25 protein-coding genes are annotated in these 25,816 nt (G+C 72.6%); 13 read left to right on the top strand and 12 right to left on the bottom strand.

Annotation, left to right across the window (positions count from 1 at the left end):
• The first annotated feature begins 31 nt into the window (after positions 1 to 31).
• Both ACUY4T_RS13530 and ACUY4T_RS13525 read left to right on the top strand, forming a co-directional pair.
• Entirely contained in the window at positions 32 to 1,003 is a 972-nt protein-coding gene (locus ACUY4T_RS13530; protein ID WP_446019488.1) for a ribose-phosphate diphosphokinase, read from the top strand.
• A complete protein-coding gene (locus tag ACUY4T_RS13525) occupies positions 1,003 to 2,703 on the top strand; it encodes a long-chain-fatty-acid--CoA ligase (RefSeq protein ID WP_446019487.1) in 1,701 nt (566 codons plus the stop codon). Before ACUY4T_RS13530 ends, ACUY4T_RS13525 begins: the two co-directional genes overlap by 1 nt.
• A gap of 33 nt (positions 2,704 to 2,736) precedes the next feature.
• On the opposite strand, the gene ACUY4T_RS13520 is transcribed toward ACUY4T_RS13525, so the two are convergent.
• The 6 genes from ACUY4T_RS13520 to ACUY4T_RS13495 form a co-directional block, all read right to left on the bottom strand.
• Entirely contained in the window at positions 2,737 to 3,090 is a 354-nt protein-coding gene (locus tag ACUY4T_RS13520) for a hypothetical protein (RefSeq protein WP_446019486.1), read from the bottom strand.
• On the bottom strand, positions 3,087 to 3,428 hold the full coding sequence (locus ACUY4T_RS13515) for a DUF202 domain-containing protein (protein ID WP_446019485.1): 342 nt from the start codon (positions 3,426 to 3,428) through the stop codon (positions 3,087 to 3,089). The genes ACUY4T_RS13520 and ACUY4T_RS13515 overlap by 4 nt, the downstream gene beginning before the upstream one ends.
• A 10-nt stretch (positions 3,429 to 3,438) precedes the next feature.
• The gene (locus ACUY4T_RS13510) at positions 3,439 to 3,792 is read right to left on the bottom strand and encodes a YidH family protein (RefSeq protein WP_446019484.1); all 354 of its coding nucleotides are present in this window, start codon (positions 3,790 to 3,792) and stop codon (positions 3,439 to 3,441) included.
• Between the two features lie 41 nt (positions 3,793 to 3,833).
• On the bottom strand, positions 3,834 to 5,303 hold the full coding sequence (gene gnd, locus ACUY4T_RS13505; protein ID WP_446019483.1) for an NADP-dependent phosphogluconate dehydrogenase: 1,470 nt from the start codon (positions 5,301 to 5,303) through the stop codon (positions 3,834 to 3,836).
• A 138-nt stretch (positions 5,304 to 5,441) separates the two neighbouring features.
• The gene (locus tag ACUY4T_RS13500) at positions 5,442 to 6,161 is read right to left on the bottom strand and encodes a FadR/GntR family transcriptional regulator (protein ID WP_446019482.1); all 720 of its coding nucleotides are present in this window, start codon (positions 6,159 to 6,161) and stop codon (positions 5,442 to 5,444) included.
• A 31-nt stretch (positions 6,162 to 6,192) separates the two neighbouring features.
• Positions 6,193 to 6,741, bottom strand: coding sequence for an SRPBCC family protein (locus ACUY4T_RS13495; RefSeq protein WP_446019481.1), 549 nt, complete (start codon positions 6,739 to 6,741; stop codon positions 6,193 to 6,195).
• A 121-nt stretch (positions 6,742 to 6,862) separates the two neighbouring features.
• Between ACUY4T_RS13495 and ACUY4T_RS13490 the strand changes: the two genes are divergently transcribed.
• Complete coding sequence (locus tag ACUY4T_RS13490) at positions 6,863 to 7,633, top strand: hemerythrin domain-containing protein (RefSeq protein WP_446019480.1); 771 nt, start codon at positions 6,863 to 6,865, stop codon at positions 7,631 to 7,633.
• A 25-nt stretch (positions 7,634 to 7,658) separates the two neighbouring features.
• On the opposite strand, the gene ACUY4T_RS13485 is transcribed toward ACUY4T_RS13490, so the two are convergent.
• Positions 7,659 to 8,501 carry a UbiA family prenyltransferase gene (locus tag ACUY4T_RS13485; protein WP_446019479.1) on the bottom strand — a complete coding sequence of 281 codons (843 nt, stop codon included), beginning with the start codon at positions 8,499 to 8,501 and terminating at the stop codon, positions 7,659 to 7,661.
• A gap of 237 nt (positions 8,502 to 8,738) precedes the next feature.
• Between ACUY4T_RS13485 and ACUY4T_RS13480 the strand changes: the two genes are divergently transcribed.
• On the top strand, positions 8,739 to 9,383 hold the full coding sequence (locus ACUY4T_RS13480) for a 50S ribosomal protein L25/general stress protein Ctc (RefSeq protein WP_446019478.1): 645 nt from the start codon (positions 8,739 to 8,741) through the stop codon (positions 9,381 to 9,383).
• Between the two features lie 107 nt (positions 9,384 to 9,490).
• Positions 9,491 to 10,120 (top strand): aminoacyl-tRNA hydrolase, encoded by a 630-nt coding sequence (pth, locus tag ACUY4T_RS13475; RefSeq protein WP_446019477.1) that lies wholly within the window; start codon positions 9,491 to 9,493, stop codon positions 10,118 to 10,120.
• 37 nt (positions 10,121 to 10,157) lie between these two features.
• On the opposite strand, the gene ACUY4T_RS13470 is transcribed toward pth, so the two are convergent.
• The 4 genes from ACUY4T_RS13470 to ACUY4T_RS13455 form a co-directional block, all read right to left on the bottom strand.
• The gene (locus ACUY4T_RS13470) at positions 10,158 to 10,691 is read right to left on the bottom strand and encodes a hypothetical protein (protein WP_446019476.1); all 534 of its coding nucleotides are present in this window, start codon (positions 10,689 to 10,691) and stop codon (positions 10,158 to 10,160) included.
• A gap of 121 nt (positions 10,692 to 10,812) precedes the next feature.
• Positions 10,813 to 11,691, bottom strand: coding sequence for a LysR family transcriptional regulator (locus tag ACUY4T_RS13465; protein ID WP_446019475.1), 879 nt, complete (start codon positions 11,689 to 11,691; stop codon positions 10,813 to 10,815).
• Positions 11,692 to 11,821: 130 nt separating this feature from the next.
• Positions 11,822 to 12,322 carry a hypothetical protein gene (locus tag ACUY4T_RS13460; RefSeq protein ID WP_446019474.1) on the bottom strand — a complete coding sequence of 167 codons (501 nt, stop codon included), beginning with the start codon at positions 12,320 to 12,322 and terminating at the stop codon, positions 11,822 to 11,824.
• Between the two features lie 21 nt (positions 12,323 to 12,343).
• Positions 12,344 to 13,072 carry an RNase H family protein gene (locus ACUY4T_RS13455; RefSeq protein WP_446019473.1) on the bottom strand — a complete coding sequence of 243 codons (729 nt, stop codon included), beginning with the start codon at positions 13,070 to 13,072 and terminating at the stop codon, positions 12,344 to 12,346.
• 92 nt (positions 13,073 to 13,164) lie between these two features.
• Here ACUY4T_RS13455 and mfd point away from each other — a divergent pair, with 92 nt between their 5' ends.
• The gene (gene mfd, locus ACUY4T_RS13450) at positions 13,165 to 16,839 is read left to right on the top strand and encodes a transcription-repair coupling factor (protein ID WP_446019472.1); all 3,675 of its coding nucleotides are present in this window, start codon (positions 13,165 to 13,167) and stop codon (positions 16,837 to 16,839) included.
• Between the two features lie 22 nt (positions 16,840 to 16,861).
• Here the strand turns inward: mfd and nhaA are convergent, their stop codons facing one another.
• Complete coding sequence (nhaA, locus tag ACUY4T_RS13445) at positions 16,862 to 18,064, bottom strand: Na+/H+ antiporter NhaA (protein WP_446019471.1); 1,203 nt, start codon at positions 18,062 to 18,064, stop codon at positions 16,862 to 16,864.
• A 270-nt stretch (positions 18,065 to 18,334) separates the two neighbouring features.
• On the opposite strand from nhaA, the gene ACUY4T_RS13440 reads away from it, so the two are divergent.
• From ACUY4T_RS13440 to ACUY4T_RS13410, 7 genes are all read left to right on the top strand, one after another.
• Positions 18,335 to 18,943: a nucleoside triphosphate pyrophosphohydrolase gene (locus ACUY4T_RS13440; RefSeq protein WP_446019519.1), complete on the top strand. Its 609-nt coding sequence runs from the start codon at positions 18,335 to 18,337 to the stop codon at positions 18,941 to 18,943.
• A 77-nt stretch (positions 18,944 to 19,020) separates the two neighbouring features.
• Positions 19,021 to 20,286 (top strand): histidine--tRNA ligase, encoded by a 1,266-nt coding sequence (hisS, locus tag ACUY4T_RS13435; protein ID WP_446019470.1) that lies wholly within the window; start codon positions 19,021 to 19,023, stop codon positions 20,284 to 20,286.
• A 137-nt stretch (positions 20,287 to 20,423) separates the two neighbouring features.
• Complete coding sequence (gene eno, locus ACUY4T_RS13430) at positions 20,424 to 21,704, top strand: phosphopyruvate hydratase (RefSeq protein WP_446019469.1); 1,281 nt, start codon at positions 20,424 to 20,426, stop codon at positions 21,702 to 21,704.
• A 292-nt stretch (positions 21,705 to 21,996) separates the two neighbouring features.
• Positions 21,997 to 22,488 carry an FtsB family cell division protein gene (locus tag ACUY4T_RS13425; protein ID WP_446019468.1) on the top strand — a complete coding sequence of 164 codons (492 nt, stop codon included), beginning with the start codon at positions 21,997 to 21,999 and terminating at the stop codon, positions 22,486 to 22,488.
• The gene (locus ACUY4T_RS13420; RefSeq protein WP_446019467.1) at positions 22,485 to 23,036 is read left to right on the top strand and encodes a DUF501 domain-containing protein; all 552 of its coding nucleotides are present in this window, start codon (positions 22,485 to 22,487) and stop codon (positions 23,034 to 23,036) included. The genes ACUY4T_RS13425 and ACUY4T_RS13420 overlap by 4 nt, the downstream gene beginning before the upstream one ends.
• A complete protein-coding gene (locus ACUY4T_RS13415) occupies positions 23,033 to 24,328 on the top strand; it encodes a S8 family serine peptidase (protein WP_446019466.1) in 1,296 nt (431 codons plus the stop codon). Before ACUY4T_RS13420 ends, ACUY4T_RS13415 begins: the two co-directional genes overlap by 4 nt.
• Before the next feature lie 37 nt (positions 24,329 to 24,365).
• Positions 24,366 to 25,772 (top strand): NAD(P)/FAD-dependent oxidoreductase, encoded by a 1,407-nt coding sequence (locus tag ACUY4T_RS13410; RefSeq protein ID WP_446019465.1) that lies wholly within the window; start codon positions 24,366 to 24,368, stop codon positions 25,770 to 25,772.
• Positions 25,773 to 25,816: the final 44 nt, after the last annotated feature.

Raw genomic sequence — 25,816 nt, 5'->3', positions numbered from 1 at the left:
AACGCCGTCACCGGTGGGAAGGACTGCACACATGATCGAGACCACCGGATCGAAGCGGCTGGTGCTGATCTCCGGGCGCGCGCACCCCGAGCTCGCGAAGCAGATCGCGGCCGAGCTCGGCTCCGAGCTCGTGCCGACCGACGCGCGCACCTTCGCCAACGGCGAGCTGTACGCGCGGTACGGCGAGAGCGTCCGCGGCACCGACGCGTTCGTGATCCAGTCGCACGCGGCACCCATCAACGAGTGGCTCATGGAGCAGCTCATCATGGTCGACGCGCTCAAGCGAGCCTCGGCCAAGCGCATCACGGTCGTCTCGCCCTTCTACCCGTACGCCCGTCAGGACAAGAAGGGCCGCGGTCGCGAGCCGATCTCCGCCCGACTGGTCGCCGACCTGTACAAGGCGGCCGGAGCCGACCGCATCATGTCGGTCGACCTCCACGCCGCGCAGATCCAGGGCTTCTTCGACGGTCCCGTCGACCACCTCTTCGCGATGCCGGTCCTCCTCGAGCACTTCCGCAAGCTGCTCGATCCGGAGACGCTGACGGTCGTGTCGCCCGACATGGGCCGCGTGCGCGTGGCCGACATCTGGTCCGACAAGCTCGGGGCGCCGCTCGCGATCATCCACAAGCGGCGCGACCCGCTCGTGCCCAACCAGGTCTCGGTGCACGAGATCGTCGGAACCGTCGAGGGCCGTGTCTGCCTGCTCGTCGACGACCTCATCGACACGGGGCGCACGATCGTCAAGGCCGCCGAGGCGCTGAAGAAGAACGGCGCCACGGGGGTCGTGGTCGCCGCCACGCACGCCGTCTTCTCGAACCCGGCCGTCGAGATCCTGCAGTCCGACTCCATCGACCAGGTCGTGGTCACCGACACCCTCCCCGTCCCCGAGGAGAAGCGCTGGGACCGCCTGACGGTGCTGCCCATCGCGCCGCTGCTCGCGCGCGCCATCCACGAGGTGTTCGAAGACGGCAGCGTCACCAGCATGTTCGACGGGGCGGCCTGATGGCGGCTGCCTCGGCGAAGCCCTGGCTCCGAAGCTACGCACCGGGCGTCCCGCACGAGCTGCCGGCGCCCGAGGGGTCGCTCTCCGACCTCATCCGCACCTCGGTCGAGCAGTACCCGAGCCGCCCCGCGCTCGAGTTCTTCGGTCGGGTCATGACCTACGCCGAGCTCGGCGACCAGGTCGATCGCGCGGCCGAGGGACTGCGGAGGCTCGGGGTGCGGGCCGGCGACCGCGTCGCGCTCGTGCTGCCGAACTGCCCGCAGCACATCGTCGCGTTCTACGCCGTCCTGCGGCTCGGTGCGATCGTCGTCGAGCACAACCCGCTGTACACGCCGCGCGAGCTTCGACACCAGTTCGAGGACCACGGCGCGCGCGTCGTCATCGCCTGGGACAAGGTCGTCGACACGATCCAGTCGTTCCCGAGCGACGTCGCCGTCGAGCGGATCGTCTCCGTCGACATCACGCGCGCCATGCCGTTCGCCACCCGCCTGGCGCTGCGCCTGCCCATCGCGAAGGCCCGCGAATCGCGCGCGGCGCTGACCACGGAGGTGCACGGAACGGTGCCGTGGCGCGACGTCGTGGCATCCGACCCGCTCGACCCCGCGGTCGCCGGCCCGGCGGTCGACGACCTCGCGGCCATCCAGTACACGAGCGGCACCACGGGCAACCCCAAGGGCGCCATGCTCACCCACGCCAACCTGCTGGCCAACGCCGCGCAGGCGCGCGCGTGGGTGCCCGAGATCGAGCGAGGCACGTCGGTCTTCTACGCGGTGCTGCCCATGTTCCACGCCTACGGGCTCACGCTGTGCCTGACGTTCGCCATGAGCATGGGCGCGCGGCTCGTGCTCTTCCCGAAGTTCGATCCCGACCTGGTGCTGAAGGTGGTCCGGAAGCGGCCGCCGACCTTCCTGCCCGCGGTGCCGCCCATCTACGAGCGGCTCACGGCCGCGGCCGATGCCGCGGGGGTCTCGCTGCGCGGCATCCGCTACGGCGTCTCGGGGGCCATGCCGCTCTCGGCCGACGTGGTCGAGCCGTGGGAGGCGCGCACCGGCGGGCTCCTCGTCGAGGGCTACGGGCTCAGCGAGACCTCGCCCGTGCTCATCGTCAACCCGGCGGCATCCACCCGCCGGGCCGGGACGATCGGCCTGCCCCTGCCGTCGACCGAGGTGCGCGTCGTCGACCCCGACGACCCCGCGCGCGGCATGCCGCACGGCGAGCGCGGCGAGCTCGTGGTCCGCGGCCCGCAGGTCTTCCGCGGCTACTGGCAGAAGCCGGAGGAGACCGAGGCCGTGTTCGTCGCCGATCCCGACGGCGGTGCACCGTGGTTCCGCACCGGCGACATCGTCACGATCGACGACGACGGGTTCGTCTGCATCGTCGACCGCATCAAGGAGCTCATCATCACGGGCGGCTTCAACGTCGCCCCGAGCGAGGTCGAGGAGGCGCTCCGCCACCACCCGGACGTCGAGGACTGCGCGGTGGTCGGGCTGCCTGACGAGCGCAGCGGCGAGGAGGTCGTCGCGGCCGTCGTGCTGCGGCACGGCGCGACGCTCGACGCCGACGCCATCCGGTCGTTCGGCCGCGAACGCCTGACGCCCTATAAGGTGCCGCGGCGCGTGGTCCAGGTCGACGACCTGCCTCGTTCGCTGATCGGCAAGGTCATCCGGCGCAAGGTGCGCGAACAGCTGCTCGAATCGTGACGCCCCGCCCCGCCCGGCGCGGGGTGCGTGCGATCACGCCTCGCGACCGGGCGAGGGTCGCGGCGCGGCGGGCATGAGCCCGAGGTTCCCGAGCAGGATGCCCCGGTCGCCGGGGCCGACCTGTGCGAAGCAGAGCCAGCCCGGGCCGCCCTCGGCGAACGGCTCGAACGACACGGACGAGGTTGCGAGCGCGCTGTAGTCGAGGGCGTAGATCGCGCACGCGCGCTCGGCGGCCGCCCGGGCGACCCCGTACGCGGAGAGCACGAGCGGGAGCACCATCCCCGCCAGTGCGACGAGCACGACGATCCGCAGCGCACGGCGGCGACGCGCCGTGCGGACCGGGCGGTCGTCGCCCCGGTCGTCGAGCTCGGGGTGGGAGTCGTTCACCCTGCCGATCCTTCCACGAGGACCGACCAGATCCCCGCGACGCTCGCGAGGACGGTCGCGGCGGTCAGCCCCGGGGCCGCCCAGCGGGGCGGCGACACGGTCAGTTCGGCACCGGAGAGCTGCGAGCGCCGGAGTGCGCCGACGGCGACGGCGCCGCCGGCGGCCGCGAGCAGCAGCGCGCCGATCGCCACGAGCGACGGCTCGCCGAGCACCAGCCCGGCGCGCAGCGACAGCAGCGCGTTGACCGACATCGCGAGCGACGTGCGGCCCCACGCGAGGGCGGTGCGCTCCGGCTGGAGCCCCGGGTCGGCGGGCGAGGGCAGGCTGGAGGCGGTCACGGCGCCGGGCTCACGACACCAGGAGGACGATCGTCAGCACCGCGGCGGTGACGAGGCTCGTCGCCGCCAGCACGGGCAGGGCCCATCCCTGCGGGAGCGGACGGCCGTGGCGCATCGCGATCTCGTTGGCGCGCCACCGGGTGTACGCGATCGCGCTGAGCACGGTGGATGCCGCGCCGAGGCCGACCGCGACCACGACGAGCACGAGGCGCGGCTCGAGATCGGTGGCGAACTGGTGGAGCAGCACCCCGCCCGCGAGCAGCGCGAGCGCGGTGCGGATCCACGCGAGGAACGTCCGCTCGTTGGCGAGCGTGAAGCGGTAGTCGGGGTCCTGCCCCTCGAGCCGCCACGATCGCCTCGCCATGGTCCGCCGCGCCCCCTCGCGCCCGCTGCCGCGCCGTCCCGTCAGTGCGACGAGGGCGTGGTCTCGATCTCCGAGCGGTCGCCCGACCACAGCGTGTGGAACACGCCCGGGCGATCGCTGCGCCGATAGGTGTGCGCGCCGAAGAAGTCGCGCTGGCCCTGGACGAGCGCAGCCGGCAGCCGGTCGGCGCGCAGCCCGTCGTAGTACGCGAGCGAGGACGAGAAGGCCGGGGTGGGGATGCCGGCGCCCGCGGCGACCTGCACGACGCGGCGCCAGCTCTGCTGCGCTCCGGCGACGGCGTCGCGGAAGTACGGCGCGGTCACGAGCGCGACGAGGCCGGGGTCCGCAGCGTAGGCCTCGGCGATCCGGTTGAGGAAGCGGGCGCGGATGATGCAGCCGGCGCGCCAGATCTTCGCGATCTCGCCCTTCTCCACGTCCCACCCGTACTGCTCGGCGCCCGCGACGATCTCGTCGAAGCCCTGCGAGTACGCGATGATCTTCGACGCGTAGAGGGCGCGCCGGACGTCCTCGACGAACGCGTCGGCGTCCTCCGGGGCGACGGTCCAGTCGCCGGCCGGGCCGGGGAGGTCGGCGGCCGCCTCGCGCTGCGCGCGCCGGGAGGACAGGCTGCGGGCGAACACGGCCTCGGCGATGCCCGAGACCGGCACGCCGAGGTCGAGCGCGTTCTGCACCGTCCAGGCGCCGGTGCCCTTGGCGCCGGCCTCGTCGAGGATGACGTCGACGAGGGGCTGCCCGGTCGCGGCATCCGTCTGGCGGAGCACCTCGGCGGTGATCTCGATGAGGTAGCTCTCGAGCTCGCCCGTGTTCCACTCGGCGAAGATGTCGGCGATCTCGGCGGGGGACTTGCCGGTGCCCTGGCGGATCAGGTCGTAGGCCTCGGCGATGAGCTGCATGTCGGCGTACTCGATGCCGTTGTGCACCATCTTGACGAAGTGCCCGGCGCCGTCGGTGCCGACGTGGGTCACGCAGGGCTCGCCCTCGGCCACCGCGGCGATCGACGCGAGGATCGGGCCGAGCGTCTCGTACGACTCGGCCGAGCCGCCGGGCATGATCGACGGGCCGTTCAGCGCACCCTCCTCGCCGCCGGAGATGCCCGCGCCGACGAAGTGGATGCCCGTCGGCTTGATCTCGGCCTCGCGCCGGATCGTGTCGTGGAAGTTGGCGTTGCCGCCGTCGACGATGATGTCGCCCGGCTCGAAGCGCTCGACGAGCTCGGAGATGACCGCGTCGGTGCCCCGGCCGGCCTGCACCATGATGATCGCGGTGCGGGGCTTCGCGAGGGATGCCACGAAGTCGTCGTAGCTCTCGGACGCGACGAAGCCGGCCTCGGGGTGCTCGGAGGTGAGCGTGTGCGTGCGCTCGGGGGAGCGGTTGAACACCGCGACCGTGTTGCCCTCGCGACTGGCCAGGTTGCGGGCGAGGTTCGAGCCCATGACGGCGAGGCCGACGACTCCGATGTTGGCGCTGGCGGGGGTGGTGCTCTCGGGCATGCGGACGCTCCTGCTCTGCGGGGGTTCGGGCACCACGCTAGCAAGGACGGCGCCGGTCAAGAATCAGACGTCACACGAGTATGGCATCGAATACGTATGATTTGAACGCGGATGGCCGCCGAGTCCGGCCGACTCGGCTCACGGGTCGACGAACACCCTCGGCACGCCCGTCCAGGCGAGTCCGACGTCGTCGGCCGTGCGGTCGAGCACCCGGAGCATGGCCTCGCGAGCCGCGTCGGCCCGGCCGGCGAGGATCGCGTCCGCGACGTCGACGTGCCATTGCATCGCCTCCTCGCTCGGGTGCGCCGGCATCATGCCGCTCGAGGTCCGTCCCCGCAGCACCTCGCCGACCGCGTCCCCGAGCGCGGCGAACATCTCGTTGCCCGAGGCCCGCAGCACGGCGCGATGGAACTCGACGTCGAGCTCGAGGAACGCGGCCGCGTCACCCTCGCGACCGGCGGTGCGCATGTCGGCGGCGATGCCCATCAGTCGCCGCCCCGCATCCGACGGGGCGAACCGGGCCGCGAGCTCGGCGGCCAGCGGCTCGACCGCGGTGCGCAACTCGGTCAGCGATCGGAGCTGCGCGCCCTTCCCTTCCGACGCGAGGCGCCAGCGGATGATCGAGGGATCGAACAGGTTCCAGGACGCCATCGGCAGCACGCGGATCCCGACCCGACGCACCGACTCGACGAGCCCCAGGGACTGCGCGACGCGGACCGCCTCGCGGACGACCGAACGCGACACCTCGAGGTCCTCCTCGAGGGCGTCGGTGCGCAGCACCGTTCCGGCGGCGAGCTCGCCGCCGACGATCCGCATGCCGAGGTGCTCGACGGCTAGGTCGTGCAGGCGGGAACCCATGCGGCGAGCATAACGGCGGGCCCGGCGGCGATCACCTCGGCGCTGCGCCGTGCCCCTGCGCCCAGCGCCGCTCGGCCCGGGAGCCCCTCGCCAGCACGCGATCCAGCCGGCGGAAGTCGCCCGCGAGGATCCGATGCGTCGCCCACTGCGGGAGCCAGCCGGCCTGCCAGCGGAGCGCGCCGCCGAGGTCGCCGCGGTAGTCGGCCCGGATGCGCGTCTCCGCCCCGGACGCCGTGCACGCGTACTCGACGCGGGCGTTCCAGGGGTCGGACGAGTGCCAGACCACGCGCTCGTTCTCCTCGAGGAGCTCGAGCGTGTCGATGAAGTGCGCCCGGAACGGACCGATCCGATCCGTGGACATCCACCGGGTGCCGACCCGGATCGGTCCGTCGTCGAGCTGGCGGCGGAACGCGACCGCCGGGGCGAACTCGTGCCAGCGCATCGGATCCGCGAGGTACGGGAAGACCGCCTCGACCGGGTGACGCACCGTCGCGTCCACGACGACATGACGCTCCCACCGACGCCGCCCGGACGGATCCGCGTCGGTCGGGCCCGCTGGTGCGGCGGCTCGATCCTCCACGTGCGCGAGTGTATTTCGGTGCTCCGGACGCCCGCAATCGTCCGGCGCGCGTGCCGAGCGGACGGCCACGCGGGCCGGCCCGGCCGGGTGTAGAATCCGGGTGTTCGCCGCGGGATGCGGCATGCGCCCGTCCCCCCGCGGCGAGATCGGGGGTGAGATGGCCGAGAAGCTGCCGTCGTCCGGTGCCCTTCCCCACGGTCAGGTCCCGGGGTGCGACACCTCGGGCATGATCCTCGTCCATCGCATCTTCCGCTGGCTGTACCGCCAGCTCCCGCTCCTGGTCCGCGAGGTGGAGCCGGGCGACGTGGAACGCGCCGAGGTCGTCGGGATCTACGCCAAGCTCGACTTCTTCGCCCTCCACCTCCATCACCGGACGGAGGACACCGTCCTGTGGGATCGGCTCGCCGCACGCGACCCCGCCTGCGCGGTCCACGTCGAGCGGATGCGCGCGCAGCACGCCGAGGTCGCATCGCAGCTCGCGCGGATCGAGCCCCAGCTCGATCCGTGGCTCGAGACCGCCGACACGGGGCTCCGCGACGCGTTCGCGGGCGACATCGAAGTGCTGCGCGACACGCTCCTCGTGCACCTGGGCCAGGAGGAGGACGACATCCTCCCGGTCGCCGGCGCCGTGATGTCCCAGCAGGAGTGGGACCAGCTCGAGGCGCACACGCGCGCCGCGCTCCTCAGGCATCGGAGGGAGTTCCCGAGGGACGTCCTGTCGATGCAGCTCGGCCTGATCCTCGCGAGCGTCCCCGAGGCCGAGCGCGAGGAGTGGTACCACGCGAACGTCCCCGCCCCGATCCGGCTGCTCAACGTCCTGCTCATGAAGCGCAGGTTCGACCGCGCCATGCAGGAGCTCTACCCCGACCGCCCGGTGCCGTCGATGTTCTGAGCCCGGCGCGCGCCGCGATCGGCGGTCAGTCGACGAGCGCGCGGCCGGAGACGACGACCTGGGCGGCCAGGAGCAGGGCGGCGAGCATCACGAGCCGGAAGAGCAGGCGCGACGGGGGTCGCAGGAACGCGAGCGCCACCGTGGCCGTCGCGACCACGAGCACTGCGCCGAAGCACGCCCAGGAGGCCACGGGCACGCTCGACCAGTCGCCGCTCGCCGATCCCGACAGGGCCGCCACCCCGCCCAGGACGACGGCGACGGCGGCGACCGAGGTCGCCGCCCTCGGTCCCAGCCGGTGCGGGAGCCCGCGGACCCCGGTCGCGGCATCCTGCTCGAGGTCGGGCAGCACGTTCGTCAGGTGCACGGCCGCGCCGAACGCGGCGCCCGCGACCCACGCCCACGGCGGAGCGAGGGCGGGCTGCGGAGCCGCCAGCGTCGCCAGGCTGGGGAAGATCCCGAAGCTCACGAGGAACGGGACGATCGAGGCCGGAGTCGACTTGAGCCACGCGTTGTACGCCCACGCCGACGAGAGGGCGACGGCGTGCGCCGCGAGCACGCGCCACCCCAGCAGCGCTGAGAGCACCAGGGCGGATGCCGCCGCGGCGAGGGCCGCGATCCAGGCGACGCGGAGCCCGACCTCGCCGCGCGCGATCGGCTTGTCGCGTCGGGATGCCGCCCGGTCCCTCGGCGCGTCGATCGCGTCGTTGGAGATCCCCACCGAGAGCTGACCCGCGAAGACCGAGAGCGCGAGCACGCCGACGCGGATCGGATCGAGCCCCGCCGACCAGCCGAGCGCGAGCGCGAGCGCGGTCACGACCGAGGTCGGACCGGGGTGCGAGGATCGCCACAGGGCCCCAGGAGTGCTCACGGGCACGATGCTCTCACGACGTCGTCGCCGGCTCGCGACATCCGGTAGACTGCCCCATTGAACTTCGGCGAGGGATGCCGCCGGAGCCGGGCCCGACCCGGTGCGGCATCCGTGATCGACGCGGTGGAACGAGACTCACGGCTGTTCCTCACGCTGGCTGCGCGCGCGCAGTGCCGGGCGTTCGAGTTGACATCAGAAACCCCACCCTGGGCCGCGAGCCCGCTAGGAGCCATCACCATGGACCAAGACAACAAGGTCGTCGCCGAACTGCGCGAGTCGTTCGGCAAGGGCGCTGCCCGCAAGATCCGCGCCGCCGACAAGATCCCGGCCGTGCTCTACGGCCACGGCAGCGAGCCGAAGCACCTGACGCTGCCCGGTCACGAGACCGCGCTGCTCATCCGCAAGGCCAACGCCGTGCTCGACCTGCAGATCGGCGGCAAGAGCCAGCTCGCCCTGGTCAAGGACGTGCAGAAGGACCCGGTGCGCCAGCTCATCGAGCACATCGACCTCATCGTCGTCAAGCGCGGCGAGAAGGTCCAGGTCGAGGTGCCGGTGCACGTCGAGGGCGAGCCCGCCTCGGGCACCATCGCCGACCTCGACGCCCACACGCTGCTGCTCGAGGTCGAGGCCACCCACATCCCCGAGAACGTCACCGTCTCGGTCGAGGGCCTCGAGGAGGGCACCCAGGTGCTCGCGAGCGAGGTCGAGCTGCCCAAGGGCGCGACCCTCATCAGCGACGCCGACATGCTCGTCGTGAACGTGCACGTGCCGCAGAAGGTCGACCTGGGCGAGGAGCCCGCCGAGGCCGAGGCCGAGGAGACCGCCGAGGGCGAGGCCGCCGAGGGCGAGACCGAGGCCGCCGAGGGCGAGTCGGCCGAGTAGTCGATCCCGCACCGTCGCGAGGGTCCGCGGCGCCGCATCCGGGTACGCTCGGATCGCGGGGCCGCGGGCCCTCCGCCGTACCCACCCACCCCAGCCCGGAGGCAGCCGTGAACCTCATCGACCGCCTCCTGCACCGCCGGAAGGACGAGGTCGTGTCCGACAACACCTGGCTCGTGGTCGGCCTCGGCAACCCCGGCGCGCAGTACGCCGGCAACCGGCACAACGTCGGCCAGATGGTCGCCGACGAGCTCGCCTCGCGCATCGGCGCGACGTTCAAGAGCCACAAGACGCCGTCGCGCGTCGCCGAGGGCTTCCTCGGACCCGGCCGGCCGAAGCTCGTGCTCGCGAAGCCCAACAGCTACATGAACACCTCGGGCGGGCCGGTCTCGGCGCTGCTGAAGTTCTACTCGCTCGGCGCCGACCGCCTGATCGTGGTGCACGACGAGCTCGACATCCCGTTCGACACGGTGCGGCTGAAGCGCGGCGGCGGCCACGGCGGCCACAATGGCCTCCGCGACATCCAGAAGGCCGCCGGGTCGCCCGACTTCACGCGCGTGCGCGTGGGCATCGGCCGCCCGCCGGGGCGGATGGATGCCGCGGACTACGTGCTCCGCGACTTCGCCGGACCGGAGCGCACCGCGCTGCCGAGCCTGCTCTCGGATGCCGCGGACGCCGTGGAGGCCGTCGTCGAGCACGGGCTCGTCGCGGCGCAGCAGCGGTTCCACTCGCCGGCCTAGGCACCGGACCTCTCCATCGGGTGGACCGCGCGCGACCTCACGCGCCGTCGAGGCCGAACAGGCCGCAGACGAGGTCGTTGCTGGCGGAGACGTCCTCGCCGTCGGCGATCGCGGGACCCCGGTGGTACAGCACCTCGTCGGTCGCGAAGTCGTAGACCGAGATGCCGGCGTAGTTCAGCACCGCGCCTTCACCCGCGATGGTGAGGTTGCGGTAGCTGCCGGTGTCGGTGACCGTGCCCTCCGCGAACTCGATGAGGAGCCTCCGGGTGCCGTGGGGATGCACGCTCTCGCCGGTCGAGGAGAGCGTCCAGGTCATCTTGTACTCCATGGCGATCGCGAGCGAGACGAGGTTGCCCTCCTCGTCCCAGCGCTCGTGGAATGACGCCTCGCCGTCGAGCGGCCCCTGCACGGTGCTGCCGTCGGCGCACGTGGCCACGACGATGTCGTCGTGGCTGCCGATGTCGACGCGGTTGCCGTTGCCCGGTGCCGCGTGCGCCGCCGACGGCGCGAGCAGTGCCAACGCGCAGGCCGCCCCGGCGGCGGCCATCGCGAGAACGTCGTTCCGGTGCATCGTGCGCATGATTCCCCCTCTTACTGCGACCCGACCGCGCACGAGCGAGCGCAGTCAGCGATATGGTGCGCCCGAGCCGCGGCCCGGGCAACGGCGACGCGGCATCCAGCCATAACGGGTCTCAATGGATGACGTCGGTCGCCGCTCGGAGCACGAGCCCGGCGGCATCCGACAACGGCGACCGCCAGGCGAGCAGGTGCTCGCATCGCGGCCCGCCGGACGGCTCGAGGTACCGAAGGCCCATCGCCTCGCCGATCCGTCCGATCTGCCGCGGGACGAAGGCGACCGCCTCCGTCGTCAGCGCCGCGAGGAAGGTCGCGCCCAGCGAGTCCACCGGTGGTCCCGCCCGGCGGAGTCGCTCGCCGTTCATCTGGGGCCGGTAGGCCCACTCGTCAGTCCATGCGATCGGGGTGTCGACGGGGTCGATGGTGGCGTGCGAGGACAGCAGCTCGAACGTGAGGTCGTCATCGGAGGCCTCGAACAGGCCGTTTCGCGGTCCGATGAGGATGCCGCGAGGTTCCGTGCGGAATGGGGCCGTGCGCACGCGCCGGTCCAGGATCGGAGCGGTGACGACCGCGAGGTCGACCTCCCGTCGCAGTACGCCCTGGACCTCCCAGGGGCGGTGGCGTCCCACGACGAGCCGCACCTGGACGCCGGCGAGGGCCGCGGCCGCAACGGCCTCGGACACGAGGGGGATCATGCCCGGGTCGGTGAGCGCGAGCCGCACCTGACCCTCGACGTCGCGGGCTGCGCGTGCGGCGAGGGCGGCGAGCTCCGCGTCGTCGAGCATGCGTCGGGCGATGCCGAGCACCGCCTGGCCGGAGGGAGTGAGGCGCACCCCGTCTCGGCCCCGCTCGAGGAGCCGGGCCCCGAGTTCGCGTTCGAGCTGTGCGATCATGACGCTGATCGCAGGCTGGGTCAGGTGCCCCGCCCTCGCCGCGGCCGACAGTGAGCCGGCCTCGACGGCCGCGACGAACCAGCGAAGCTGCCGCAACTCCATTGCGCCCCCTCACCTCCCGGACGCGTCCATCATGGCCTCGGCCGGGATCCCTGTCCCGGAGCGTGCTGCATCGACGGCATCCGTGTCGTCAGGGCGGGCCCTGAGCTGCGGGCCGCGCCACGGGGGAGGGTCAGTCGGGCGCCGTGCAGCGGCTCGTCGACAGCAGGATGATGCGGGGCGACCCGCTCTCGATGCTCGCCGTGATCCTCGTCACGAGGAGCCGGCGGTCGACGAGCTTCGCGCGCAACGGCTCGGTGCGGTACGCAGGACCTCGATACGCCCACCCGTCCGACTCCGGGAACTCCCGGCCGAGTCCGTTCACCCATGCGACGCGGTCGATCGCCGGGTCGAGGTCGATGACGCGGCGCACGTGCACCTCGCGACCGCCGTCACCGGTGACGCAGTCGACGACTTCGCTGGTCTGGGTCGAGGCCAGCCGCATCGACGTCGGCACGGTCCGCTCGATCTCGTCGAACACCTCGGTGAGCTCGGCCTCGGCCGCTGCGGTGGTGGCCGGCCTCGGATCGGGCACCGCCTGCGTGGCGATCCATGCGACGAGGAGCAGGATGGCGACCGCGACAGCGGAGATGAGGGTGATCCCCGGGCGCCGTCGTCCGGAGGTTCGGGTCATGGCCAGACGCTATCCCATGCCTCAGATGAGGCCGCGCAGGAACTCCTCGGGCGTGGCACCGGCCGCGCGGGCGCGCTCGACGAGGCGCGTGTGCTCCTCGGTGGTGAGCTCGAGCGAGAGGGTGCGCCAGTCGGCGCTGGGGTCGTCGAAGTCGAACAGCGCCGCGTCCTCGGTCTCGCGGTCGGCGAGCACGGCCGAGACGGAAACCGGGTCGGCGACGGGCGCCGCGGTGCCGGGCGTCTCCACTCCGGCGTCCGGCGTCGTGGCCACGGGCTCATCCTCGCACTCGCCCGACCATCCGGGCCCGCTCGGGATGTCGCCGCCGCCCTTCTGGTAGGCGACCGCGACCGCGCGGGCCCGTTCGTCGGCCGCCTCGTTCATCGGGTGCCCGGCGTGGCCGCGCACCCACTCGAACCGGAACCGGCGACCGCGCAGCGCCTCGTCGAGGGACTGCATCAGCTCGAGGTTGAGCACCGGGGAGCCGTCGGCCTTCCGCCAGCCCTTCCGCTTCCAGTTCGGCATCCACTTCGTCAGCGCGTTGATCACGTACTGGCTGTCGCACTGGACGAGCAGCTCGTCGTCGAGGTGGGCCGTCGCCCGGAACAGCTCGAGGACGGCGGTGAGCTCGCCCTGGTTGTTGGTGCCGTGCGGCCACCCGCCCGCGGCCCAGCATCCGTCGTCGACGTACCAGCACCATCCGGCCGGACCGGGATTGCCGAGCGCGGATCCGTCGGCGGCGGCGATGATCATGCGGGTCCTTCCGTGGGGGGCGGGCGGCGACCATGCTATCGGCGGCGACCGACTCCCGGGGCGCTGTCAGTGCGCGGCCGTAGACTGTGCCGGTGATCCTGCAGGGCTTGAACACGGCGCTTTCGCGCGCCTCCACGATCGATCGAGCCCTCGCCGAGGCCGAGCGCAACGCCGACTTCTCGGCGCCCGCCGGGCTGTCGGCGCCGCTGCTCGCCGGCCTCCTCGAGCGACGCGCGGCCGCGGGACTTCCGCCCGCCCTGTTCGCCGTCACGGCCACCAGTCGCGAGGGCGAGGCGCTCCGCGCGTCGCTCGCGCCCTACCTCGACGACGCCGAGATCCTCGAGTTCCCCGCGTGGGAGACGCTCCCGCACGAGCGGCTGAGCCCGTCGGCCGAGACGGTGGGCCGGCGGCTGCACGCGCTGCGCCGCCTCCGCACCTGGGAGGAGGAGGGCGCGCGGCATCCGCTCGTCGTCGTCGCGTCGGTGCGCGCCGCGCTCCAGCCCCTGGCCGACAACCTCGGCGACCTCGAGCCGATCGTGCTCGCCGCCGGCGCGCGGGGCAACGACCTGTCGCAGATCGCGCTCCGGCTCGTGGACCTCGCCTACTCCCGGGTCGACATGGTCTCGCGGCGCGGCGAGTTCGCGGTGCGCGGCGGCATCCTCGACGTCTTCCCGCCGACCGCCGACCACCCGGTGCGCGTCGACTTCTTCGGCGACGAGGTCGAGGAGCTGCGCGCGTTCTCGGTGGCCGACCAGCGCTCGCTGCCCGAGCGGGTGGAGCGGGTCGAGCTGCCGCCGAGCCGCGAGCTGCTGCTCACCGAGCCGGTCCGCCAGCGCGCGCGAGAGATGGTCCACGAGTTCCCCAACCTCTCCGGGATCCTCGAGAAGGTCGCCGAGGGGATCCCGGTCGAGGGCATGGAGTCGCTCGCGCCCGCCCTGCTCGACCGGCTCGTGCCCGTCACCTCCTACCTGCCGGTCGGCGCGGCGGTCGCCGTGCTCGGGCCCGAGCGCGTCGCGTCGCGCGCCGTGAACCTGGCCGACACCAACCGCGAGTTCCTCGCCGCCGCGTGGAACGCCGCGACGGCCGGCGCCGCCGCCCCGATCGACCTCGAGGCCGGCGACTTCCTCACGCTGCGACGGCTGCGCGAGACGGCGCTGCACAGCGCCCCGGGCGAGCCCGACCCGCGCCGGGCGTGGTGGACCTTCTCCAGCTTCGACCAGGGCGACGCCGCCGAGGCGGTCGGCGAGACGCCCGGCGGGTCGGATGCCGCGTACGTCCGCGTCGCGGCCGCGAGCGTGCCGAGCTTCCAGGGCAACGTCGAGGGCGCCGTCGCCCACGTCGCTGAACGGCTCCGCGACGGGTGGAGCCTCGTCGTCGCCGCGGCGGGGCACGGCCTCGTCGAGCGGGCCCGCGACGTGCTCGCCGAGCACGGCCTGGCCGGCCGGCTCGTCGACGAGGTGCCCGCCGAGCTCGAGCCGGGCGTCGCGTTCCTCGTGCAGGCCCAGGCCGCGGCGGGCTACGAGGTCCCCGAGGCCCGGGTGGGCCTCATCGCCGAGGCCGAGTTCTACGGCCGCTCGGCCGGCTACGACACGCGGCAGGTCAAGAAGCTCGCGAGCCGCCGCCGCAACGTCGTCGATCCGCTGCAGCTCAAGCCGGGCGACCACGTCGTGCACACCACCCACGGCATCGGGCGGTTCGTCGAGCTGGTGCAGCGCGAGGTCGCCGGTGCCCGCCCGACCGGGCCGAGCCGCACCGCGGGCATCCAGCCCGCGCCCAAGACCGTGCGCGAGTACGTCGTCCTCGAGTACGCGCCGTCGAAGCGCGGGCAGGCCGGCGACCGGCTGTACGTGCCGATGGACCAGCTCGACCTGCTCTCGCGCTACGTGGGCGGCGAGGCGCCGAGCCTGTCGAAGATGGGCGGCAGCGACTGGGCGCAGGCCAAGAGCCGCGCCCGCAAGGCCGTCCGCGACATCGCGGTCGAACTCGTGAAGCTGTACTCGGCGCGCATGGCCGCGAAGGGCCACGCGTTCGGGGCCGACACCCCGTGGCAGCACGAGCTCGAGGAGGCGTTCCCGTACGCCGAGACGCCCGACCAGCTGCAGACGATCGACGAGGTCAAGGCCGACATGGAGCGGCCGATCCCCATGGATCGACTGCTCGCCGGCGACGTCGGGTTCGGCAAGACCGAGGTCGCCGTCCGCGCGGCGTTCAAGGCGATCCAGGAGGGCAAGCAGGTGGCGATGCTCGTGCCGACGACCCTCCTCGTCAAGCAGCACCTCGAGACCTTCGCGGAGCGCTACGCCGGATTCCCCGTCCACGTCCGTGCGCTCAGCCGGTTCCAGACCGACAAGGAGGTCCGCGAGACCGTCGCCGGTCTTGCGGACGGCACCGTCGACATGGTCATCGGCACCCACCGCATCCTGACCGAGAAGGTCCGGTTCAAGGACCTCGGCCTCCTGATCATCGACGAGGAGCAGCGATTCGGTGTCGAGCACAAGGACCAGCTGAAGAAGCTCAAGACCAACGTCGACATCCTCGCCATGAGCGCGACGCCGATCCCGCGCACGCTCGAGATGGCGGTGACCGGCATCCGCGAGATGTCGACGCTCGCCACGCCGCCGGAGGACCGGCACCCCATCCTCACGTACGTCGGCCCGTACTCCGACCAGCAGGTCGCGGCGGCCATCCGTCGCGAGATGCTGCGCGAGGGCCAGGTGTTCTTCGTGCACAACCGCGTCTCGTCGATCAACCGGGTCGCGGCCCAGCTGGCCGAGCTCGTGCCGGAGGCCCGCATCGCCGTGGCGCACGGCCAGCTGAACGAGCACGCGCTCGAGCAGATCGTCGTCGACTTCTGGGAGCGCAAGTTCGACGTGCTCGTCTCGACCACGATCATCGAGACCGGACTCGACATCTCGAACGCGAACACGATCATCATCGACCGGGCCGACAAGTACGGACTGTCGCAGCTCCACCAGCTCCGCGGCCGTGTCGGCCGCGGACGCGAGCGCGCGTACGCCTACTTCCTCTACGACCCCGCGAAGCCGCTGTCCGAGACGGCGCACGACCGGCTCGAGACCATCGCGGCCAACAACGAGCTCGGCAGCGGCATGCAGGTCGCGCTGAAGGACCTCGAGATCCGCGGAGCGGGCAACCTCCTCGGCGCCGAGCAGGCGGGGCACATCGCCGGCGTCGGCTTCGACCTCTACCTCCGCATGATCGGCGAGGCCGTCAACGCGTTCCGCGGCGAGGTCGCCGAGGGCCAGACCGAGCTCCGGCTCGAGCTGCCCGTCGACGCGCACATCCCCGAGGACTACGTCGACAGCGAGCGCCTGCGCCTCGAGGCGTACCAGAAGCTCTCGGCGGCGAGCGGCCCGGCCGCGAAGGACGGCCAGATCGACCTCGTGGTCGAGGAGCTCGTCGACCGCTACGGCGAGCCGCCCGAGGCCGTCGAGCACCTCGTCGCGATCTCGCGGCTGCGGCGGAAGGCCCAGCTGGCCGGGCTCTCCGACGTCATCGCCACGGGCACGAAGCTGCGCATCGCCCCGGCGAAGCTCCCGGACTCGCGCCGCGTGCGACTCGAGCGCATGTACCCCGGCGCGAAGGTGTTCGCGCAGAACGACGTCATCCTCGTGCCGTTCCCGACGCCGGGCGGCGAGGCGCCCGGCGATGCCGACCTCATCGAGTGGGTGTCGAACCTGATCGGGGTGATCTTCCCGGTCGACCAGCCCGCCGACGCGGGAGCTTCGGCGGGCGCGACGACGGGCTGAGCCGCGGCGGCGCGTCCGCCGCTCAGCGCGAGAGCGCGCCGCCGACGCCCTCGGCCTCGCCGAGGCGCCGGTAGTACCGCGAACGCAGGCTGACCAGCACGCCCGAGACGACGATCGCCGCCCCCGAACCGAGCAGCACGGCCACCGTGCCCTGGTCGATCACGTCGGGGTACTCGCGGAACGCAAGTTCGTTCATGAGCAGCGACACGGTGAACCCGATCCCGGCGAGCGCGCCGACGACGAGGATGTCGGCCCAGGTCAGGGGCTTCACCCCCGTGCGCCGGTGGACGACGAGCGTCGCGAGCCCGCCGACGATCGTGACCCCGACGATCTTCCCGACCGGCAGGCCGACCAGGATGCCCCAGAACGCCGGGTCGAGCTCGCTCGGGCGCACCTGCGGGATGGCCACGAGCGCGGCCGAGAAGGCGAAGAGCGGCAGGATGACGCCGTTGGACCACGGCTCGAGGCCGTGCAGGGCGCGACCCGCGGGCCGGCGCGACATCACGAGGCCGAGCAGGACGCCGGCGATCGTGGCGTGCACGCCGGACAGGTACACGAAGCTCCACGTGAGCACGCCCAGGAGGACGAGCACGGCGACGACCGGCCACGGCGAGCGCCGCGCCAGCACGTACGGCGCACGGGGGCGCAGCAGGCGGCTCGTCATGCCGAACAGCGTGACCGTGATCGCCGCGAACCCGAGCCAGGCGAGGTCGGCGTCGGAGGTGAAGAAGAACGCGATCAGCAGGATCGCGATCAGGTCGTCGAGCACCGCGAGCGCGAGGAGGAACACGCGCACGCGCGTGGGGATGAACCGGCCGAACATCGCCAGCACGCCGAGCGCGAACGCGATGTCGGTCGCGGTCGGGACGGGCCAGCCGTCGGCGGTCGGTCCGCTGCCGGCGAACCCGAGGAACACCAGCGCGGGCACGATCACGCCGCCGAGCGCCGCGATCGCCGGCAGCGCCGCCTTCGAGAAGCTGTTGAGCTCGCCGATCACGAGCTCGCGTCGCAGCTCGACCGCGACGATGAAGAAGAAGACGGCGAGCAGACCGTCGCTGATCCAGTGCCCCACCGAGAGCTTCAGCGGCGTGAACGGCACCTGCAGGTAGGCGTGCTTCAGGTCGATGAGCGCGGGACCGAACGCGAGGTTCGCCAGCACCAGGCCGAGCACGGCGGCGGACAGCAGGAGCGACGCGGAGACGCGCTCGGAGCGGAGGATGTTCATGGCACCTCTGACGGGGTCGGGGACGGCGGCGGGGCCGTGCGGAGACAGCGACGACGCGCGACGCGTCGGCCGACCAGACTTCCCGGCACTCCTGCCGTCGAGTCTATCGGGCGCCCCGGTTAGGCTCGCAGCGACGGATCGGGCACGGCCCGGTGAGGGATGGTGGTCATGACGCGAGCGAGCGGCGGGCACGGTGCGGGGGAGCGGGCGACGACGGATGACGCGGCCGCGGCATCCGCCCCCGGAGACGGGCTGCTCGGACTCGTGGCCATGGTCGGCCGCCTGCGCGGCCCAGGCGGGTGCCCGTGGGACGCGGAGCAGACCCACGAGTCGCTCGTGCAGTACCTCGTCGAGGAGTGCTGGGAGCTCATCGACGCGATCGAGTCGGGCAGCCGCGAGGAGATGATCGAGGAACTCGGCGACGTGCTCTACCAGGTGCTGTTCCACGCCGACCTCGCCGCCCACACCCCGGGCGAGGACTACGACATCGACGACGTCGCGCGGCACATGACGGCGAAGATGGTCGCGCGCCATCCGCATGTGTTCGGCGACCGGGAGGCCGAGACGGCGGCCGACGTCGTCGCGTTCTGGGACGACCTGAAGGCGAGCGAGAAGCCGCACCGCACGAGCGTGCTCGACGGCGTGCCGCAGGGCATGCCCGCGCTCGCGCTCGCGCAGAAGCTGCTCGGCAAGGCCGAGAAGGTCGGCGTGACGAGGGCGGCGACGGATGCCGCGTCCGCGCCCGCCTCGGAGGCCGAGCTCGGCGACACGCTCATGGCGCTCGTCGCCTCTGCCCGGGCGCAGGGGTTCGACGCCGAACGCGCGCTCCGCGGCGCCATCCGCTCGATGCAGGACGACGTGCGCGCCGCCGAGGCCTGAGCGCGGACCGACGCGACAGCCCCGCCGCGGCCGGGCGGCGTTCGGCCGCGGCATCCGCTGCTGGAAGAATGGAGCGCATGGCCCAGACCGTGACGCCCCCGCGCGGCATGCGCGACTTCCTGCCCGCCGAGAAGGCCCGCCGCGAGCACGCCCTCGCGGTGATCCGCGGGGTCTACGCGGCGCACGGGTTCGACGAGATCGAGACGCCGGTGATGGAGGACTCGGCCCGACTGCACGCGGGGCTCGGCGGCGACAACGAGAAGCTGGCGTTCGCCGTCATGCGTCGCGGCCTCACGCCGGACGACCTCGCGGCGGCCGCCGAGTCGGGCGACGCGCTCTCGCTCGCCGACCTGGGCCTGCGCTACGACCTCACCGTGCCGCTCGCCCGGTTCTACGCGACCCACCGGGCCGCGCTGCCGCCGGTGTTCCGCGCCATCCAGATCGCGCCGGTGTGGCGGGCCGAGCGGCCGCAGAAGGGCCGCTACCGCCAGTTCGTGCAGTGCGACATCGACATCATCGGCGAGGCCGGGCCGCTCGCCGAGCTCGAACTGCTCACCGCGACGGTGGGCGCGCTCGACGCGCTCGGGCTCGAGGGGTGCCGCATCCGCCTGAACGACCGGCGCATCCTCGCCGGCATCCTCCGCTCGTGGGGCGTGCCCGACGAGCTGCGCGAGCGCGCGCTGATCACGATCGACAAGCTCGACAAGATCGGGCCGGACGGCGTGGCGGCCGAGCTCGCGACGCTGGGCGTCGAGAAGGCGGACGTCGCCGACGAGCTGCGCCAGCTCGCGACGGCGGACTGGCACCTGGCGGACGGAGTCGTGCCGCCGCCGGCCTGGCTCGACCTCGACGCGTACCGCGAGCTCATGGCGCTGCGCGACGCGGTACCCGGCACGGCCGTCGACTTCGACCCGACGCTCGTGCGCGGCATGGGCTACTACACCGGCACGATCTTCGAGATCGCGCACACCGACCATGGCTACTCGCTCGGCGGCGGCGGGCGCTACGACCACATGATCGGCCGCTTCCTCGGCCACGAGGTGCCCGCGTGCGGGTTCTCGATCGGGTTCGAGCGGATCGTCGACCTGCTCGCCGTGCGCGACGAGGGACGCCCGCGCTCTGTGGTGCTCGTGCACGACCGCGACGTCGCACCCGCGGCGCTGCTCGCGCTCAAGCACGAGCTCGTGGCATCCGGCATGCGGGTGCGCTTCGAGCGGCGCGCGAAGAACACCCGGGCGCTGCTCGAGCGCGTGACGGCGGACGGCTTCGACGCCTGGGCGACCGTGACGGCCGACACGACGGATGCGGCGTCGCTGGAGTTCCGCGAGCTCGCCCCCGCCTGACCCGGGAACCGCCCGAGACGGATCGGCGGGCGGCCTCGGATGACAGAGGCGAGGCGGCCTCGGATCGAGGGTCCTAGACTGTGGGGCGGGCCACGACGGAGTCGTCCACGCACACCCCCATCACAGAGGAGTTCACTGTGGCATTCATCGAAGCTGTCGGCGCGCGGGAGATCCTGGACTCGCGCGGCAACCCCACCGTCGAGGTCGAGGTCCTGCTCGACGACGGAACGGTCTCGCGGGCGGCCGTGCCCTCGGGCGCGTCGACCGGCGCGTTCGAGGCGTACGAGCTCCGCGACGGCGACGCGGACCGCTATCTCGGCAAGGGCGTGCAGAAGGCGGTGGACGCCGTGCTCGACGAGCTCGGGCCGGCCATCGAGGACCTCGACGTCAGCGACCAGCGCGTCATCGACGCGACGCTGATCGAGGCCGACGGCAGCGACAACAAGGGCCGCCTCGGCGCGAACGCGATCCTCGGCGTGAGCCTCGCCGTCGCGAAGGCCGCCGCGGACTCGGCCGACCTGCCCCTGTTCCGCTACCTCGGCGGACCCAACGCGCACGTGCTCCCCGTGCCGATGATGAACATCATCAACGGCGGCGCCCACGCCGACACCGGCGTCGACATCCAGGAGTTCATGATCCTGCCCGTCGGGGCCGACACCTACTCCGAGGGGCTCCGCTGGGGCGTCGAGACCTACCACGCGCTGAAGAGCCTGCTGAAGTCGAAGGGGCTCTCGACCGGGCTCGGCGACGAGGGCGGCTTCGCCCCCGATCTCGCCAACAACCGCGCCGCGCTCGACCTGATCGCCGAGGCGATCGGGAAGGCCGGGTTCACCCTCGGCACCGACATCGCGCTCGGCCTCGACGTGGCCTCCACCGAGTTCTTCGAGAACGGCGTCTACCGCTTCGAGGGCCAGGAGCGCTCCGCCTCCGACATGAACGCCTACTACGCCGAGCTCGCCGCCGCGTACCCGCTGGTGTCGATCGAGGATCCGCTCGCCGAGGACGACTGGGACGGCTGGGCCGAACTCACCTCGTCGCTCGGCACGAAGGTCCAGCTCGTGGGCGACGACCTGTTCGTCACGAACCCGAAGCGACTGGCCGACGGCATCTCGCGGCACGTGGGCAACTCGATCCTGGTCAAGGTGAACCAGATCGGCACGCTCACCGAGACGCTCGACGCCGTCAAGATGGCGCAGCGCGCCGGCTACACCGCGGTGCTCTCGCACCGCTCCGGCGAGACCGAGGACACGACCATCGCCGACCTCGCCGTCGCGACGGACTGCGGCCAGATCAAGACGGGCGCGCCCGCCCGGTCCGAGCGGGTCGCCAAGTACAATCAGCTTCTGAGGATCGAAGAAGAGCTCGGCGAGGCCGCGGAGTACGCGGGCCGCTCGGCATTCCCGCGCTTCACGGCGTAACGCGTCCGCGAGACGAACGACGGGAGCGGCCGGACGGCCGCTCCCGTCGGTGCGTTCCCGGGCCACGAGAGGAGGGGCGACGATGAACGCTGCACGCCGTCCGACCCCTCCGAGGTCCCGGAACGGATCCCCGAAGCCGGCGGCGCCGACCGCCGAGCAGGCCCCCTCCGCGTCGAGGGCGAAGCCGACTGCCGGGTCCGCCGCCTCGGCATCCGGCGGCACGAGGCCGGCTCCGCCGCCCAAGGCGTCCAGGCCGGGCGCCAAGGCCGGATCGCGCCAGTCGATCCGGCAGGTGAGCGCCGACTGGCTGGCCGGCATCCGCTTCTCGGGCTTCTCGATCATCATGATGGGCGTGCTCGTGCTCGCCGTCGTCGTGCTCGCGCCGAGCATCGCCGCGTACGCGGAGCAGCGGCAGCAGATCGCCGAGCTCAAGGCCGATGTCGCCCTGCAGGAGGCCGAGGTCGCCCGCCTCACCGAGCAGCGCGAACGCTGGAACGACGAGACCTACATCGTCACGCAGGCGCGCGAACGCCTGTACTACGTCCTTCCCGGCGAGGTCAGCTACCTCGTCATCGACGATCGCTCGCCCGAGACGCTCGCCAATGCCGACCGCGCGGTCTCGCGCGAGGTCACCGAGCAGCGCGGCGACTGGATGCAGACGATGCTGCGATCGGTGATGACCGCGGGGCTCGCGCCCGCGCCATCCGATGCACCGGCCGGGACCGAACCGGTCGAGCCGGCGCCCGCCGGCACCGACCAGCCCGATGACGAGGGGACCCGATGACCCGCCCGCCGTTCCCCCCGGTCTCGGAGCGCGACCTGCGCATCGTCTCGGCACAGCTCGGCCGACCCGCTCGTGACGTCGTCGGCATCGCCGCGCGCTGCGTGTGCGGCGCGCCCACGGTCGTGTCGACCCGGCCCCGGCTGGCCGACGGGACGCCGTTCCCGACGTTCTACTACCTCACGCATCCGGTGGCCACGGCGTCGATGTCCTTCCTCGAGGCGGCGCAGGCGATGGTCGAGTTCACCGACCTGCTCGAGCACGACGCCGACATCGCCGCCGCGTACCGTGCGGCGCACGAGCAGTACCTCGCCGACCGCGAGTCGTTCGGCACCGTGCCCGAGATCGCGGGCGTCTCGGCCGGCGGCATGCCCACGCGCGTGAAGTGCCTGCACGCCCTGGCGGGCCACGCGCTCGCCGCCGGACCGGGCGTGAACCCCATCGGCGACCTCGCGCTCGAGCGCTCCAGCTGGTCGCCCGACGTGTGCCGCTGCCCCGACTACGGCGTCGACGACGTCGACGACGGCACGGGAGCCGGGGGCGCGCCGTGAGCACGGCGACCCACGATCCGCGGCGCCGCCGCCGCGCCGGCTGGCGTGCCGGGCTGACCGTCGCGCTCGCCGCCGCCCTGGCCGTGGGCGGGGCCTCGCCGGCCAGTGCCGACACCGTCCGCGACCTCGAGTACTGGCTGGCCGACTACGGCTTCACGCAGGCGTGGACCATGTCGCGCGGCGAGGGGGTGACCGTCGCGGTCATCGACACGGGCGTCAACGGCGACGTGGCCGAACTGCGCGGGGTCGTGGTGGGCGGCACCGACGCGTCGGGGATCGGCTCGCCCGACGGCCAGACGCCGGTCGGCGAGGAGAGCGACCACGGCACCCTCGTGGCGTCGCTGCTCGCCGGTCGTGGCACGGGCGAGGGCAACGGCGTGATCGGCGTGGCTCCGGACGCCGAGCTGCTCACGGCCTCCGTCGCCTTCGGCGCGGACTCCGGGTCCGAGAGGACCAACGACGAGCAGATCGCCGAGGCGGTGCGCTGGGCGGTCGACAACGGAGCCGACGTGATCAACATGTCGCTCACCCGCAACACGAGCGACTGGCCCGAGAGCTGGGACGACGCGTTCCTCTACGCGTTCGAGAACGACGTCGTGGTGGTCGCCGCCGCGGGCAACCGCGGCTCCGGCACCACGCAGGTCGGTGCGCCCGCGACCATCCCCGGCGTCCTGACCGTGGCGGGGGTCGACCGTGACCAGAACGCGAGCTTCGACGCCAGCTCGCAGGGCATCACGATCGCGGTGGCGGCACCGAGCGAGGACCTCGTCGGCGTGCTCCCGGACGGCGGCTACGTGCAGTGGTCGGGCACGTCGGCCGCCGCCCCGCTCGTCTCGGGCCTCGTGGCGCTCGTGCGCGCCGAGTTCCCGGACCTGGATGCCGCGAACGTCATCAACCGCGTCATCCGCACCGCCGACCCGAAGGGCGAGGACGTTCCGAGCCCGCTCTACGGCTACGGCATCATCGACCCCGTCGAGGCGCTGACGGCCGAGGTCGAGGCGGTCGAGGCGAACCCGCTCGGCAGCCTGGAGGACTGGATCCGCGTGCACCGTCGCGCCGACGTGAGCCAGCCCGACGGGTCCGGTACCGGCGACGACTCGGCGATCGTGCCGATCGCGGACCCGCCCCCGCCGCGGTCCGAGAGCGCCAAGACGCTGCTGCCCACGCCGTGGACGCTCGCCTATATCACGGTCCCGCTCTCACTGGTCGCCGGGTTTGGTACGCTAGCAGCGCTGTTGGGCATCGGCGCCACTCGGCAGATCAGGCGGGCTGAGCGCATCCGCGCCCAGTGATCGCACCCCCACATCACTACCAAGGAGTCCATTCACCGTGCCCAAGATCCTCATCGTCGGTGGCGGCTACGCAGGCTTCTACACGGCATGGAAGCTCGAGAAGTGGCTTCGCCCCGGCGAGGCCGAGGTGACGGTCGTCGACCCCCTCCCGTACATGACGTACCAGCCGTTCCTCCCCGAGGTGGCGGCCGGGTCGATCGAGCCGCGCCACTCCGTCGTGTCGCTGCGCCGTCACCTGAAGAAGACCGACGTCATCACCGCCAAGGTCACCGGCATCGACCACGCCTCGAAGACCGCGACGATCACGCCCGAGGTCGGCGAGCCGTGGCAGTTCGACTACGACGTCGTCGTGGTCACCGGCGGCGCCGTGTCGCGCACGTTCCCCATCCCGGGCATCGCCGACCAGGCGATCGGCCTGAAGACCATCGAGGAGGCCGTCGCGATCCGCGACCGCCTGCTCACCAACTTCGACAAGGCCGCGACCCTGCCCGCCGGTCCCGAGCGCGACCGCCTGCTGACCTTCGTGGTCGTCGGCGGCGGGTTCGCCGGCATCGAGGCGTTCGCCGAGCTGCGCTCGTTCGCGAGCTCGCTGCTGAAGTTCTACCCGCAGCTGAGCTTCGACGACACCCACTTCCACCTCATCGAGGCGATGGGCCGCATCATGCCCGAGGTGTCGCTGCCGACCAGCCACTGGGTCATCAAGCACCTCGCCCAGCGGGGCGCAGAGATCCACCTCGACACGCAGCTCACGAGCGCGGTCGACGGCCGCATCGAGCTCTCCACGGGCGAGACGTTCGAGTCCGACCTCATCGTGTGGACCGCGGGCGTCATGGCGAACCCGCAGATCGTCCGCACGAGCGACCTCCCGGTCGAGGAGCGCGGGCGCATCATGGCGCGCCCCGACCTCCGCGTGGGCGACGAGGACGACATCGTGCCCGACGCCTGGGCCGCCGGCGACATCGCCGCCGTCCCCGACCTGTCGGGCGGCGGCGTCGGCGGCTACTGCGTGCCGAACGCCCAGCACGCCGTGCGCCAGGGCAAGCTCCTCGCGAAGAACATCGTCGCGGTGCTTCGCGGCGAGGAGCCGAAGGAGTACTTCCACAAGAACCTCGGCGCCGTCGCCGGCCTCGGCATCGGCTCGGGTGCGTTCCAGTCCGGGAAGATCGCCATCACCGGCCTGCTCGCCTGGTTCGCCCACCGCGGCTACCACGGCCTCGCGATGCCCACGTGGGAGCGGAAGCTCCGCGTGTTCTGGGGCTGGTGGAACAACTTCTGGCTCGGTCGCGACATCGTCTCGCTCGCCGCGGTGCAGCAGCCGCGCGCAGTGTTCGAGCAGTTCGCCGCCCGCCCGAAGCCGGCGGTCGAGTCGGCGCCGTCGAAGCCCGTCGAGTCCGCCGCCAAGGGCGCCAAGAAGGCACCGGCGAAGGCCGTCGCGGCGAAGTAGTCGCCCTATGCTGTGACGCGGTGCCGGCCGTTCGGCCGGCACCG

This window comes from Agromyces arachidis (assembly GCF_052805135.1).
This window is presented reverse-complemented; position numbering and strand designations above follow the sequence as displayed.